We start from the raw sequence: 12,852 nt of genomic DNA, 5'->3' as shown, positions 1-12,852 counted from the left end.
TTTATTTAAAATTAATATAAACATTTTTTAATGTATTTTGTAATCAGTTTAATTTTAAGAGCTTAGATAAAAATAGCTTTGATCAAATAGAACAGGAGGATGCATACAATGGCGCTTGAGGGGATGGTGATGACCCAAGAAAGAACGATATCACGTAAAACACGCAAATTAAGAGCTGAAATCCCGCGCGCCAGGCCGACTCCAAGTACGGCTCCGACAATACAGTGAGTTGTAGAAATGGGGAGTCCAAGTTTTGAGGCAAGGAGGATGGTGATCGCTGCGCCAAACTCTGCACTAAAACCTCTAGTGGGGGTCAATTCGGTGATTTTACGCCCAATGGTTTCCATGACACGCCAGCCCCATGTAGCCAATCCAACGACAATCCCAGCGCCACCCATAGCAAGAAGCCAAGGTGGAACGACAGAATGTAAGGAGAGGTGTCCATGACAGAGAATGTCAATGGCAGCTGCAACCGGGCCAATTGCGTTGGCGACGTCGTTCGCGCCATGGGCAAAGGCGACATAGCATGCGCTGAGAATTTGCAGTGAGGCAAACATCTTTTCAACAATTTGAAAATCGGATCCTTTTTCATAGAAGTTGGTTTGATGACGGACATCTTCTGCATGCTTTTCTACATCTCGAAGGAGGCGGGTGACATTTTCTCGCGCTTCACCTTTAGAAGTGAGCTGGACTCGGCGCAAATGACGCATCGCTTTATTCAGGCTAAAGACTTGTTGCGACAGGTTGGGAGAAGCTGTTTCCAGTTGCTGTTTTGGGGCAGCGTTGAGTTTGAGTAAAAGCATGCTGATGAGGCCACCTACGATCCCCACAGCAATGGCAATTAAAAGCGTTTGAATCTGGGTGAGCTCGAGATGAAAATTGCCAAGCCCGTTCATCAGGACGCTCAGTGTAAAGACAATCATCACGATGAACGTGAGCACGGGAATCAGGCGACGCGACGCGTGTATGGGGTTCATGGCAAACAGCACTTGCCGTTGCAGAATACTGAAGATCAAGAAGGCAAAGAGGGCGCTAAGAGCCGGGGAGATCACCCAACTTGCTGCAATTTTACCCACTTCACCCCAGTGGACCGCGTGGACTCCACCAATGAGCGCGCCGAAACCAAGTAGAGCACCGACAATCGCGTGTGTAGTGGACACAGGCCAACCAAAGTAAGAGGCGACTTGAAGCCAAAGCGCTGTTGAGATCAAGGCGGAAAGCATCCCAAAAAGGAGGATCCTTGGATCCTCAGCGAAGAAGTCAGGGTTCACCAGCCCTTGCTGCATCGTTTTAGAAACATTTCCTCCAAGGAAAAAGGCGCCGCAAAATTCTAGAACACCTGCAATGATCACCGCTTTGAATAGGGTGAGCGCTCCGGAACCGACGGAAGTGCCCATCGCATTGGACACATCGTTGGCACCGATATTCCAGGCCATATAAAACCCAGCTAAGAGAATTAAAAGCATCAGAATTTGGTCAAGGGCCATGGCTATTTTAATTCCAGTATCATACGGATTCTATTTGCGAGTTTTTCAGAAATATGGGAGATCTGGTTGATCTCTTCGATGAGACGAATATAAAGGTAGAAGACAGGAGTCGAAACCTTTTCACTTCGTGCAAAAAACTCTTTCATCAATTTGTGCATCATCTTGTCTGCTTCGTATTCGATATAAGAGGTTCTTTCGATGAACGTTTTCACCTTTTCAGCTTCCATGCCTCCAAACGAAGATTCGACAAGTTCATTCAATTCTTTCATGATGGCACGTGTGTCCCAGAAAGCCTCGATGTTTTTTTTATAAAGGGCGTGCAGGTTTTCATAGAGCTCGGGCTCGAGGGGATGCAAAACTAGCAAGTTACCGATGTCTTCTGCTTGATCTGAAATCCCATCTTGAATCGAAAGAATTTCTAGGAATTGTCCTCGGTCGATCGGAAGAAAGAGACTTTTTGGTAAATGGTTTCGAATGTCATTTTTGGTGAGATCGGCTTCATGTTCTAGTTTGGATAAGTCTTTGACGAGCTTTTCGATTTCTTCAGGTTGACTCGACGGAAGTTTGTCGAAAATTTCCGTAAGCTTTTTGATGCACAAACTCACCTTTTTCATGTGAGACTGCAAAGGGAAGAAAGGAGACTTTCCAAAAAGACGAGCAATTGTCGTCAACATGAGCATTTCTCAAGTTGTTTATAGACCCATTGTACCGATGTAACACTTAATTGAAAAGTGAAGCTTTTTCAGATTCGGTCATCTCGCGCCATTTTCCTTCAGGAAGGTTGCCGAGCCGTAGCTCTCCAATCCGGATACGCGAGAGTGAAAGAATTTCAAGGCCTGCGTTTTGAACTGAGAGGCGCACTTCCCGTTTTTTTCCTTCCTTGACCACCACCTTCAAAGTCCCTTTGCGCATTTTTTGCACTTTGTAAGGTTTGATCCACACACCTTCAATGAGCGTTCCTTTAGAAATTTTGGTCAGCATTTCGTGAGTGATGTCTTCACGAGTTTTGACCAAATATTCTTTTACAATATTGCGTGAGGGGTGAATCACTTTTTGGGCAAAGTGGCCGTCGTTTGTCACGATTAAAAGACCTGTCGTATCCCGATCTAGACGTCCAATGGTGAACAGCCGATTTTTTTCTTCTGCGAAAAGGTCAACCACAAGTCGCTTGGTTCCTTCGCGCTTGTTTGAGCAGATGTATCCTTTCGGCTTATTGAGAATGTAGTAAACTTTTTTTTCTTCTGCGCGGACCAGCCTGCCATCGACGCAAATGCGGTCTTTATCCCAGTTCACCAGGGTTTGGGGGACTTTGATGACCTCTCCATTGACCGTCACCTTACCGGCAAAAATGAGCTCCTCACAGGCTCGCCTCGAGGCGACTCCTGCCGCAGCTAAAGCTTTACTCAAACGTTTACTTTCCATAGGGCATCTATAATAAATCTTTCTCGAGATAATCACAAGTTTGAAGGGAAATCCTACTTGGGGTATCATAAAAAATATGAAAGAGTGTCCAAAAATTATTTTACTCCGCCATGGCCAATCTGTCTGGAATAAGCGCAACCTTTTTACCGGATGGGTCGACGTTCCCCTAAGCCAGGCTGGTATCGAAGAAGCTTTGAATGCGGGGAAGCGGTTTTCTGCCATCCCTATCGACATCATCTTTATGTCTTCGCTTATTCGGGCGCAGCTCACAGCGATGCTTGCTATGAGTGTCCACTCCGAAGGGAAAGTTCCCGTTGTGCTCCACCCCGATGAAAAGAAGCAAGAAACTTGGGCAAAGAATTACAATCCCAAAGCTTCAGAAATGACCGTTCCCGTGGTCACAGCCTGGGAAATCAATGAGCGCATGTACGGGGAACTCCAAGGTCTCGACAAAGATGAAACCCGTCAGAAGTATGGCGCAGAGCAGGTGAAGATTTGGCGGCGCAGCTTTGACACTCCACCTCCAAATGGTGAGAGCTTAAAAATGACGGCTGAGCGCTCTATCCCTTACTTTGAAAATGAAATCGTACCTCATCTCCAAGAGGGGAAAAACATCTTAGTTTCGGCACATGGCAACTCTCTACGTTCGATCGTCATGTTTTTGGATAAACTTTCAGAAAAAGAAGTCTTAGAACTCGAAATCCCCACCGGCGATCCCATTTGTTATAGCTATGATAATGGGGTTTGGCAACGGGAAGAGATTGATCAAGTCCAACAGGTCTATTTGAAAGGGGCATGATGGAATCACCAATTTACCTCGATCACGCGACCACAACGGGTCCTTCCGATCATCTCGTGGGACAAATGCAACCCTTTTTCAAAAGGCACTGGCATTGCTCAACTGCTCCCTACCTCAAAGGGAAAGAGCCTTTTGCTACGATTAACCAAAAGATGCGCAAAATCAAAACCTCTTTAGGGGCAGCAGAAAAAGACACTTTCATCCTCACCTCTTGCGCAGCCGAAGCGATTAGTCACATTTACCACGCATTGGCTATTGATGAAGCTTCCGAGACAGGTAAGAACCACTTTGTGACCACTCCCATTGAAGATGCTTCTTGTCTAATGGGCATCAACCGACTTGAGCCTTTGGGCATCCAAAAAAAACTCGCGCCACTCAATGACCAAGGTGTTCTCACCCCCGAAAACTTAAGATCCGCCATTACACCTCGCACCAGCTTAGTCTCTCTCTCTTGGGCCAGTGGGCTCACAGGGATTTTGCATCCCATTGCGGAACTCGCCGAAGTCTGCAAAGAAAAAGGAGTCGCTTTTCACGTTGATGTCAGTGATGTTTTAGGCAAACTTTACTTCCGCTTTGAGGATCTTTCCATTGATTACCTCACGTTTGATGGCGACCGATTCCACGGTCCCAAAGGAACAGGTGGACTGCTCATCCGCCATCCCCACACGCTTTCACCCCTCATTCCCGACGGGACTCACCAGCATGGACAGCGCGGTGGAACACTGAATCTCCCTGGCCTTGTCGGACTAGGCATTGCCTTTGAAGAACTCGAAGAACATTTCAATCACGTCTGCATGGAAACAGCCCGCCTTCGCAACCACTTTGAAACGAGTCTTGAAAGTGCTTGGCCACAGGCACAAATTCTCTTCCGTGAGATTCCACGCCTTCCCAATGTCAGTGTGATTGCCTTTCCAGGTGTTCCAAGTGAACTCTTAGCCTTTCATTTAGCGCAGCAAGATGTCTTTGCAAGTTTTGGCGGCGGTCGTCATCAAAAACTGCCTGCCTTACTGCAAACCATCGGAATCGACCCCGACATCGCCAAATGCGCTCTAAGCTTTAGCCTTGGTCGCACGACTACTCAAGAAGACATCCAACGAGCTCTAGGCATTCTTGCCGATGCAGCAGCCAAATGCCGAACCTTTTCGGAGAAGGTGAAAGTATGAACCCTTATTTAAAACCGTATCCTTGGGCTGAGTACAGTAATCTTCTTGTCGAACGGATTCTAGCGCCACGTAATGTTGGGTTTTTTAGTGGTAACAAAGGCGCGCAGCAAGAAATGCGCGTTGTTTCTGGTGAAAGCCAAGATGGGGCTGACGAAAATCACGTCATTTTCTATCTCGTTGTTGATGAAACCGATGGCATCATTGCCGATGTCAAATTCCAAGCCTTTGGAGAAAGTCCACTCATCGGTGCAGCCGATGCCATTTGCGACATCATTTTGCGAAAAAACTACGACCAAGCCCGCCGCTTAACAGCAGAGCTGGTTGATAAAAAACTGCGCGATTTTGATCACACACCCGCCTTTCCCGAGTCTGCTTCGCACCACTTAAATCTCGCTTTAGAAGCTCTCGATATTGCCTGTGAAAAATGTTTAGATATTCCCATCAGTGATCCCTCTTACTCGCCACCCGTTCCCTCGCATCTCGCATCTACTGGGGAGTATCCCGAATGGGACATTCTTTCATTTGCAGAGAAGCTTGAACTCATTCGCAAAGTTGTCCAAGAAGAAGTACAACCCTACATTGAGCTCGATGCCGGAGGGATCGAAGTCCCCGAACTTAAAAATGACAACGAAGTGGTCATCGCCTATCAAGGTGCCTGCACGACTTGTCCTTCATCAACAGGGGCAACACTCAGCGCTATTCAAGAGATTTTACGCGCCCGCGTCCACCCCAATCTCACAGTTAAACCCGATTTATCTCTCTTAAGTTTCTAAATCAAGAAGCCATAATGTGCCCTATCAACCTCTCATAGAGATGATATGACCTCAATCCAAGGTAAGGATACTTTCGTTGCCAGAATTCAACTGCTTGAGTTACAGTTTTTTTATCTCATTTAACGTGTAGGTGAAACGTGAAAGCTTTTTTGTTTCTTATGGTAGTTGGACTTCTCAGTATCTGTTCCCCACTTTCTAGTCTGCAATGTGATCAAAAGATCCAAACTCAGATCTTTGCCGGGGCTTATTCTAATGAAGTCATTCAAATTGAACTTGAAGGTAAGAGTTACCCGCTTCGAATCATCGCGAATCCTAATAGAGAAATGCTTTGGTGTGGTGTGTTAGTGCGGCCAACTTCACGTTCTCTCTATGTGGTGGGAGACCTTCCGTTGCCATTTGTTCATCACTTAGAAGATCTTTTGACCAGGTGGGGCTATGTTGATGGTGAGGCCCACATTGACCTTAGAGGAAAAAGCCCTCTGACTATTGAAGAGTGGGGCGGCATTCATCCTGTCTATATAGCAGAATCCATTGAAGATGCCCAAAATGATGCCGAAGCCGAGAGAGTTTTTCGTAGCTCAACGTTTCAAAACAAAGTCCTTTACTACAAATTAAATGGCAAAACATTGCAAGTACGTCTGCTCTATAATCCCGAAGGGCGGACTTTGAGCGCAAAACGAGCGTTTCAACTAGAGCCAGGAGACCCCTATTATAATTATTCCATTTCCTGGGACAAGAAATACGCTGTTTTTGTCGATGAACGGGCACCTCAAGAGCTTATCGATCATCTTGTTGACTTTGCTCAAGCATCGACTTGGGAATGGTGGTTTGATTTTAGTGTCGCAAATGGAACCTGTGTTGAGCACAAGGTTTGGGGATACAATCAAGATACGATTTACTATTTAGACACTTGGCTTGATTATACAGAAGACTTTCAGTAAATCGTTTCCTCTCGACACGATCTAGGTGTAAAAGTAGGTGATGGATTCGTTTTTTTGAGGCGAAATCGTCCGGGTGCAAAACTTCAGTCCGTGCACTTTGTTTTCTAGGTAGCCGAAGTAGGTCTCCTCGCCGTTGGCATTTGTTGTGACGGGCTCGAGTAGGCGATCAGAAACGGGAACAAGGTGAAAGAGAAAGACGGGGTGATGCTTACCGAACCGGAGGTGTTCGACCGCTAAGATGCCGCGCATGGTGTCGACTGTCCAGCGAAAGTAATTTTTGTAGTTGAAGGTTAGTCCTTGCTCAGTTTGCCATGATCCTTCTTCTTCAAAGATGAGCTGGTAGGGTGCTTCTTTTGTGATTTTAACCAGGCCACTTCCTTGTCCTGCCGTTTGGGCTTCACTTCCACTTCGATCGTGGGCCACGTAGATCACTTGAGTGGTTGCTTCGAGTTTTTTCCATATCGTTGCTAGCACAGCGGGAACACTTTGTTTGAGTGACGAATCTTTTGGCTTCGTAGGAGTAGGGGAGATTAGGTAGTTTTTTTTGCCTTCACTTGGGAGGAGAAAGAAAGCTTTTTTGATAAGCGATTCAAGCTCTTCATACAGGGGGTAACTGCGATTGAGTTCGTAGATTCTGTTTTTTCCTTCGTAATAACTCGAAACAATGGAGCTCTTTTCTAGTCGTTTCAATGCATGTTGGACGGGTGTCAGTCCGACACTTAAGGCGTTGGCGATTTGAGAGGGATACCCCTTGCCATTGATGAAAAGGAAAAGAAGGGCGTTGCCAACTTTTTGGCTGCCTAAAAGTTCACCTAACATTTAGTTGATAAGCTTGGTTGCATAGCTCAAGTTTGCGCGATTAAAGTGTTTAGGTTCAAGAAAAATGCTCTGTCTTGCAGGTATTGTTTGTAAAATATCACCTAAATTATAGGTGGAACGGGGGTTGTGAAGTCTGGTTTAGAGTGTCATTTTCAATTTCTGACGTCGTATCTTGAAGGGGCAATTTGACGGAGGATTGAATATGAATACAAAAACAGAAACAGTGGCAGCGCGCCGCACCTATCCAACTCTTGTGTGGGTCTTTCACGTTCTTTTAGGAGGGCTTTTTTTGGCAGGATGTTCTCAAGTAGAAGTGCTCATTGGTCCTGTCCCAGTCACTTTACAAACGCTTGCGATATTTCTGCTGGCATTTTTTCAAGGAGGGCAAAAGGCAGCTCTTTCAACGTGTCTTTATTTAGGCGCGGCAACGGTTGGGCTTCCAGTGCTATCGGGATGGTCAGTGAATCCTCTTTGGATGATTGGTCCATGTGGAGGGTATTTGGTGGCTTTTCCGATTGTGGCGTTTTTGATTGGGAAATTAGCAAACTACCGGAAACGCCCATCTTATTGGTGGCTGATCTTTTCCGTTCTGGTAGGGCAAGTGGTGATTTATCTGCTTGGAGTCTCTTGGCTTGCGATTCAGATCGGTTTTCGCTCTGCGATTGATGTTGGGCTCTTACCTTTTCTATGGCCTGCACTATTGAAAATCGTATGCGCAGCATCATTGAAGGGAGGGTACGTACGATGGCAACGCAGATAAGATTATCGCTTACAGCAATGCAGACGCCGATTCGTTCTATCCTGATTTACAATGGACCTGGCGTTTATGGAGAAAGTGTCACCAAACTCATGCGTTTGTTTGGCTATGTCAAAGGGCCATGGAAAATTGCAGAAATCGGAGAAAAGGAGGTGGTTCCAGATAAATGGACGCCTGCTGAAACGCTTTTCATTTTGCCAGGAGGAAAAGCCGGGGAATATGACGAGCATCTTGGAGAGCAAGTCCAAAAACTCAAGAGGTTTGTTATAGAAGGGGGGCTTTTTTTTAGTGTTTGTGGGGGGAGTTATTTTGCGTCGAAACGGACAGTTTATCAACTTTCCACGCAAGAATGCCTGGATAAAACTCGAGAGCTTTGCTTCTTTAATGGAGTGGCGCAGGGACCTTTGATCCCATCTGATACGGATGACATTTCGTTTCATCATGGAGCGTTGCAAGTCCGATGGAAAGACACAGCTAGGAAAGCGCCGGTGCTGATCAGTGGAGGGGGAGCGTTTATCCCTAATGAAGCAACTACAGGCCACGAAGTGCTCGTTTCGTATGAAGATCCGCTCATTCCTAAAAAGCTTTCTGCAGCTGTCGTAAAATGTCGCATTGGAAAGGGTCGGGCGATCTTATCGAGCCTGCATTTGGGTTATCATGCGAGCGATATCGATGTGCCGGTCTATAAAAAATACTTCCCGGCACATGATTGGGAACAGATTGTTGCAAGTCTCGAAGGAACAGAGGAATTTAGAGTTCAATGCTTCGCAGATTTATTGCTATCCCTTACTGATTAATCGGCGTAGGGGGATTGTTTTGCAGGTCATCTTTCACAAATGTTCCTGCACATTGCGGATCTCCCTGCCAATTTTTAATCAGTGAGGGTGCATAAGGATGATCGACGAACCATTCGAACCCGGTGTAGTGAATCCCATTTTGACCGATGTAGTCATAGATTCTTTGGTAGACGGTTTTATAGTTTTCACTGTTTGGGGGGAAATCGTTTGCTTAATTATCCCCAAACTCGGTGAAAATTATTGGGTACCGCCCTTTAATTCCAGCGAAGTTTTTCACGAATGGAATGGGTGAATTTGGTGCACCTTTATCATCATAGGGGTGCGAGTTGTAGACAATGTTCTCTCCGCTGACTTCAAAGCTGGCGGTTACAAAGTCCAATTTGTACGCCCAATCGAGCCCCCCAATGATTACAATGTTTTGCGCTCCAGTGCTACGGACTGCGTGATAAAGTTCTTGGTAGCCTGCGTACTCAGTGTTGCCGTTTAGCCAAGTGTTTTGATCAATGTTGAACAGTTCATTAAAAAGCTCAAACATCACAGTTCCAAAGTCTTTATAGGCGGTTGCAACTTCCGTCCAAAACTTGATTGAATTCCGGTCTGCCATAGGAGGTTGCCCATGAGAATCCGTCCAATGGAGGTCGAGGATGACAGCAATATCGTGCTGCGTACAGTAGTAGATGATAGCGTCAATGATTTGCTTGTAGGAACCCTTTTTGGAGACAGGCTCTGAATCAAACCAATACTGTTGCTTGAGGTCGAGGCGAATGACATTGGCTCCCCATCCAGCCATAAGTGCGATATCATTTGGACTGAGATATTGACCTTGAGGGTTCCATTCTAAAGAAGAGCGAACAAGTCCTTTTAAGCGAAGCTCGGAACCTTTATCGTTGACGATTTTATCTTCTTTGACGCTAAGAAAAATTGGGTTGGTAGTTCCAGGATAAACTGCTGGAGTTGCCACAGGCGCATTTGGAAAGGGGCCTGAGCCTCCATCTCCTTTTGGAGTTCCAGTAATCGAAATGAAGTAGCCCCCACCCGAAACTTTACCTTGAATGTTCTCAATTGAGTACGGAGACGTAGGATCTTTTTGTTGTGGGGGAACATATCCCTTCCACCATGTTGCATAGGCGTTTGCCCCAAGAGTGAAAGTACCGTAATAATTATTGTCTTGGTCGTAAATATTCCAAGCGCTCCATTCATTATTGTCAGGATCTTGAGAGTTGTATGGAATGTTACCTTGCCCCTGGTGAGCGATACTATATGAATGCCATCCAGGAGAGTTGGTAGACAGTTGAAAATGAATATTGGGGTTTTTTCCATCTCCCACATAATTGCCGACTTCTGGTCCGTCGGCAAAAAGGGTACAAGATGCGATGAGGAATGTAATAAGGCTTTTGAGTTTGGTTTTCATTTTTTGATTTCTCCGGTGCTAACAGTTTTGATTTCCCCTGAAGGAAGAAGTAGATTGAGCCGCCCATCGGGATTGAGTGAATGAAGAGTGCCTGTTATGGCATCACCATTTTGTCGCAAAGTGATGGGTTGTCCTTTATGAGTGAGAAGATCATCATAGGTTTTGTAAAACGGTTTGAACCCTTCTGTTTTGTAGAGGTCGAGATCGGCAGCAAAGAATTGATCTAGAAGGTCAAGGAGAGGTTCGAGTGGAAGTACTTCTCCTTTTTCTTGCAAGAGAGAGGTGGCGGGTTGATCGATAAGATCAAGATCTTCTTTTGGCATGTTCACATTGATGCCTGCTCCAATGACCACGCCATGTTTGTCACCCTGATCGAGAACTTCACAGAGTATGCCAGCAATCTTCTTTCCATTCACGAGGATGTCGTTTGGCCATTTAATTTGCGGGGCAAGTTTTTGGTGGTGGAGCATTTTGACAATGCTCAGGCAGAGGAGTTGAGAGAGGTTATTCAGGTCGACACCGTTTTTTCGAATCGTAAAAAAATATGTGACGTAGATGTTAACGTCTTCAGGAGAGATCCAACTTCTATTGAAGCGGCCTCGCCCCTGCGTCTGCTCTGAAGCGGTCACACGGGTCATTTTGGCTAGATCAAAATGAGAAGAGTTTTCTTTTGCCCATGTGTTGGTCGAAGTGACCGTCTTTAAGTGAATTTTTGCAACTTCTAGAGACATTCTTTCCTTTTAACCCTTGATTTTGGATAATTTCTAAATATGTGGAACCACCAGTACTTACGCCGTCTCGACTTTCGTACATTTCCCCTACTTTTGGGGCTGATGATTGCAAGCTTGCTTGTCATTTCAGCTACTTCCATCACGGATACTCATGGCGCTGAAATCGGCTTTTTCACTCCACTTGTCAAAAGTCAGTTGCAATGGTTTGGGATGGGAACGGTTGCCTACGTATTTTTTGCCGGTCTCGACTACCATAAGCTGCGTGAGTGGGCTTGGATTTTTTACTTTGCAACGATTGTAATGCTACTGGGGCTTTTTTTTACAGACTCAATTAAAAATGTTCATAGATGGTACCGCATTCCGATTATTGGTATTGGGGTGCAACCGTCAGAATGTGCCAAGCTTTCATTGATCTTAACTTTGAGTTGGTTTCTCGAAAGAAAGGGAAGAGCTGTAGGGGACTGGAGCACTTTTTTTCAGGCATCGGTCATTGCGTTTATCCCTTTTGCACTCATTCTGAAGCAGCCTGATTTGGGATCGGCACTTGTCTTATATCCGATCACCTTGGGGATGTTTTACTTTGGGGGAGTCAATAAAAAGGTTGTGATGATTTTAGCTTCTTTGGGTCTCGTGGTGATTTTCATCACAGCGCTCATTTTTCTTGGGGTGATTTCCCATGAAGAGATGCGTCCTTTTGTCACCCACTTTTTAAAAGATTACCAGTACGAACGGCTCAACCCTGCGACTTACCACCATCAAGCTGCGCAAACGGCGATTGCCTTAGGGAAATATACAGGGAGTGGATTTCGAGAAAGCGTTTTCACAGGGCATGGCTTTTTGCCAGCAGCTTCAACGGATTCGGTTTTTCCAGCCTTTACCGAGGAATTTGGACTATTTGGAGCTTTTTTAATCCTCCTCTTGTTTTTCGGATTGATTTATTGTAGTTTTCAAGTTACCGCAGTTGCACGCGACCACTTTGGGCGCGTTCTTTCAGCTGGTGTAACGATTTATCTCGCTATTCACGTTGTGGTGAATATCGGGATGATGTGCGGCTTTTTGCCAATCACAGGAGTGCCTCTTCTGCTCATGACATATGGGGGGTCTTCTGTTTTGTGGACAATGATTGCGCTAGGCATATTGCAAAGCGTTTACACAAGAAGGTACATGTTTTGATGCCAAAGAAACACCCGTTTATATTTGAGCCCGGTTCTTGGTTAGGAGAAGGAAAAATTTCCCTTTCCATGATGGATGAAAAACTTCCATTTTATACCCGTTGGAAAGTTCCACCCGCGGACGATAAAGGACTCATCGCTTGTCTCCAGGAAATTCAAATTGCCGGTCTTTCCGAAATCATGCACAATCAATTTTCTTTTTACGATGTCTCGCGTCAAAACTTTGTCATTAAGCTCGAAAATCAATCGATTGGAAAAGTTGTTGGGAAGGGCATCATCAACCCTAATCTCATTGGCTGGGAATTTCGTTTAGGTCAGTTAGGATTCGAAGGGTTCGAATTCTACGAAGCTGCGCAGGAACCTGACACCTATCTTCTGCATGCTGAATATGCGGCGAATGACGACTTTCGTACGGTGATTCATGGCAAGATCTGGAAAAAAGCACCTGAAGAAGAAAAAAAAGAAGCTGCTGAATAAGTTCATTCTAGATTGTGTCATCACAAGTTGATCAATTCTTAAGCGACTCCTGAGGAAAATTTCGTCGTTGCCTTCCTTAGCAAGCCAGATTTGGGCTTCCTGT

Annotated in this window: 14 protein-coding genes; 8 read left to right on the top strand and 6 right to left on the bottom strand. The window is 45.5% G+C overall.

The features are described from left to right. Nucleotides 1-62: 62 nt before the first annotated feature. Genes ACOOFG_RS10590 through ACOOFG_RS10580 form a run of 3 tightly spaced genes read right to left on the bottom strand, consistent with a single transcriptional unit; the run spans nucleotide 63 to nucleotide 2,909 of the window. Nucleotides 63-1,487, bottom strand: a complete 1,425-nt coding sequence (locus tag ACOOFG_RS10590) for an inorganic phosphate transporter (RefSeq protein WP_420421440.1) — start codon at nucleotides 1,485-1,487, stop codon at nucleotides 63-65. A gap of 2 nt (nucleotides 1,488-1,489) precedes the next feature. Next, a complete protein-coding gene (locus ACOOFG_RS10585; RefSeq protein WP_420421439.1) occupies nucleotides 1,490-2,161 on the bottom strand; it encodes a TIGR00153 family protein in 672 nt (223 codons plus the stop codon). A 46-nt stretch (nucleotides 2,162-2,207) separates the two neighbouring features. Further along, a complete protein-coding gene (locus ACOOFG_RS10580) occupies nucleotides 2,208-2,909 on the bottom strand; it encodes a pseudouridine synthase (protein WP_420421438.1) in 702 nt (233 codons plus the stop codon). Between the two features lie 76 nt (nucleotides 2,910-2,985). Between ACOOFG_RS10580 and ACOOFG_RS10575 the strand changes: the two genes are divergently transcribed. From ACOOFG_RS10575 to ACOOFG_RS10560, 4 genes are all read left to right on the top strand, one after another. Continuing rightward, nucleotides 2,986-3,708, top strand: coding sequence for a 2,3-bisphosphoglycerate-dependent phosphoglycerate mutase (locus tag ACOOFG_RS10575; protein WP_420421437.1), 723 nt, complete (start codon nucleotides 2,986-2,988; stop codon nucleotides 3,706-3,708). Continuing rightward, the gene (locus ACOOFG_RS10570; RefSeq protein WP_420421436.1) at nucleotides 3,705-4,871 is read left to right on the top strand and encodes a cysteine desulfurase family protein; all 1,167 of its coding nucleotides are present in this window, start codon (nucleotides 3,705-3,707) and stop codon (nucleotides 4,869-4,871) included. Before ACOOFG_RS10575 ends, ACOOFG_RS10570 begins: the two co-directional genes overlap by 4 nt. Then, complete coding sequence (locus tag ACOOFG_RS10565) at nucleotides 4,868-5,644, top strand: NifU family protein (protein WP_420421435.1); 777 nt, start codon at nucleotides 4,868-4,870, stop codon at nucleotides 5,642-5,644. The genes ACOOFG_RS10570 and ACOOFG_RS10565 overlap by 4 nt, the downstream gene beginning before the upstream one ends. 137 nt (nucleotides 5,645-5,781) lie before the next feature. Beyond that, a complete protein-coding gene (locus ACOOFG_RS10560; protein ID WP_420421434.1) occupies nucleotides 5,782-6,585 on the top strand; it encodes a hypothetical protein in 804 nt (267 codons plus the stop codon). A 21-nt stretch (nucleotides 6,586-6,606) separates the two neighbouring features. Here ACOOFG_RS10560 and ACOOFG_RS10555 read toward each other — a convergent pair whose 3' ends face one another. Continuing rightward, nucleotides 6,607-7,404, bottom strand: coding sequence for a winged helix-turn-helix domain-containing protein (locus tag ACOOFG_RS10555; protein WP_420421433.1), 798 nt, complete (start codon nucleotides 7,402-7,404; stop codon nucleotides 6,607-6,609). A 202-nt stretch (nucleotides 7,405-7,606) separates the two neighbouring features. On the opposite strand from ACOOFG_RS10555, the gene ACOOFG_RS10550 reads away from it, so the two are divergent. After that, on the top strand, nucleotides 7,607-8,164 hold the full coding sequence (locus tag ACOOFG_RS10550; RefSeq protein WP_420421432.1) for a biotin transporter BioY: 558 nt from the start codon (nucleotides 7,607-7,609) through the stop codon (nucleotides 8,162-8,164). Continuing rightward, a complete protein-coding gene (locus ACOOFG_RS10545) occupies nucleotides 8,149-8,958 on the top strand; it encodes a BPL-N domain-containing protein (RefSeq protein ID WP_420421431.1) in 810 nt (269 codons plus the stop codon). Before ACOOFG_RS10550 ends, ACOOFG_RS10545 begins: the two co-directional genes overlap by 16 nt. Before the next feature lie 211 nt (nucleotides 8,959-9,169). On the opposite strand, the gene ACOOFG_RS10540 is transcribed toward ACOOFG_RS10545, so the two are convergent. After that, nucleotides 9,170-10,369 carry a glycoside hydrolase family 5 protein gene (locus tag ACOOFG_RS10540; protein WP_420421430.1) on the bottom strand — a complete coding sequence of 400 codons (1,200 nt, stop codon included), beginning with the start codon at nucleotides 10,367-10,369 and terminating at the stop codon, nucleotides 9,170-9,172. Next, nucleotides 10,366-11,100, bottom strand: a complete 735-nt coding sequence (locus tag ACOOFG_RS10535; RefSeq protein ID WP_420421429.1) for a biotin--[acetyl-CoA-carboxylase] ligase — start codon at nucleotides 11,098-11,100, stop codon at nucleotides 10,366-10,368. The genes ACOOFG_RS10540 and ACOOFG_RS10535 overlap by 4 nt, the downstream gene beginning before the upstream one ends. A gap of 39 nt (nucleotides 11,101-11,139) precedes the next feature. Between ACOOFG_RS10535 and ACOOFG_RS10530 the strand changes: the two genes are divergently transcribed. Together ACOOFG_RS10530 and ACOOFG_RS10525 are read left to right on the top strand one after the other, a co-directional pair. Next, nucleotides 11,140-12,273: an FtsW/RodA/SpoVE family cell cycle protein gene (locus ACOOFG_RS10530; RefSeq protein WP_420421428.1), complete on the top strand. Its 1,134-nt coding sequence runs from the start codon at nucleotides 11,140-11,142 to the stop codon at nucleotides 12,271-12,273. Next, complete coding sequence (locus ACOOFG_RS10525) at nucleotides 12,273-12,749, top strand: hypothetical protein (RefSeq protein WP_420421427.1); 477 nt, start codon at nucleotides 12,273-12,275, stop codon at nucleotides 12,747-12,749. Before ACOOFG_RS10530 ends, ACOOFG_RS10525 begins: the two co-directional genes overlap by 1 nt. The last annotated feature ends 103 nt before the right edge of the window (nucleotides 12,750-12,852 follow it).

It is taken from the genome of Simkania sp., assembly GCF_965215465.1.
Lineage (GTDB): Bacteria > Chlamydiota > Chlamydiia > Chlamydiales > Simkaniaceae > Simkania.
Note: the sequence above shows the minus strand (reverse complement) of the source record. Positions and strands in the feature narration are given on the sequence as shown.

Coding starts and splice junctions, on each gene's coding strand:
- ACOOFG_RS10590 (WP_420421440.1), bottom strand. CDS start 1,487: ATGGCCCTTGACCAAATTCTGATGCTTTTAATTCTCTTAGCTGGGTTT.
- ACOOFG_RS10585 (WP_420421439.1), bottom strand. CDS start 2,161: ATGTTGACGACAATTGCTCGTCTTTTTGGAAAGTCTCCTTTCTTCCCT.
- ACOOFG_RS10580 (WP_420421438.1), bottom strand. CDS start 2,909: ATGGAAAGTAAACGTTTGAGTAAAGCTTTAGCTGCGGCAGGAGTCGCC.
- ACOOFG_RS10575 (WP_420421437.1), top strand. CDS start 2,986: ATGAAAGAGTGTCCAAAAATTATTTTACTCCGCCATGGCCAATCTGTC.
- ACOOFG_RS10570 (WP_420421436.1), top strand. CDS start 3,705: ATGATGGAATCACCAATTTACCTCGATCACGCGACCACAACGGGTCCT.
- ACOOFG_RS10565 (WP_420421435.1), top strand. CDS start 4,868: ATGAACCCTTATTTAAAACCGTATCCTTGGGCTGAGTACAGTAATCTT.
- ACOOFG_RS10555 (WP_420421433.1), bottom strand. CDS start 7,404: ATGTTAGGTGAACTTTTAGGCAGCCAAAAAGTTGGCAACGCCCTTCTT.
- ACOOFG_RS10550 (WP_420421432.1), top strand. CDS start 7,607: ATGAATACAAAAACAGAAACAGTGGCAGCGCGCCGCACCTATCCAACT.
- ACOOFG_RS10545 (WP_420421431.1), top strand. CDS start 8,149: ATGGCAACGCAGATAAGATTATCGCTTACAGCAATGCAGACGCCGATT.
- ACOOFG_RS10540 (WP_420421430.1), bottom strand. CDS start 10,369: ATGAAAACCAAACTCAAAAGCCTTATTACATTCCTCATCGCATCTTGT.
- ACOOFG_RS10535 (WP_420421429.1), bottom strand. CDS start 11,100: ATGTCTCTAGAAGTTGCAAAAATTCACTTAAAGACGGTCACTTCGACC.
- ACOOFG_RS10530 (WP_420421428.1), top strand. CDS start 11,140: ATGTGGAACCACCAGTACTTACGCCGTCTCGACTTTCGTACATTTCCC.
- ACOOFG_RS10525 (WP_420421427.1), top strand. CDS start 12,273: ATGCCAAAGAAACACCCGTTTATATTTGAGCCCGGTTCTTGGTTAGGA.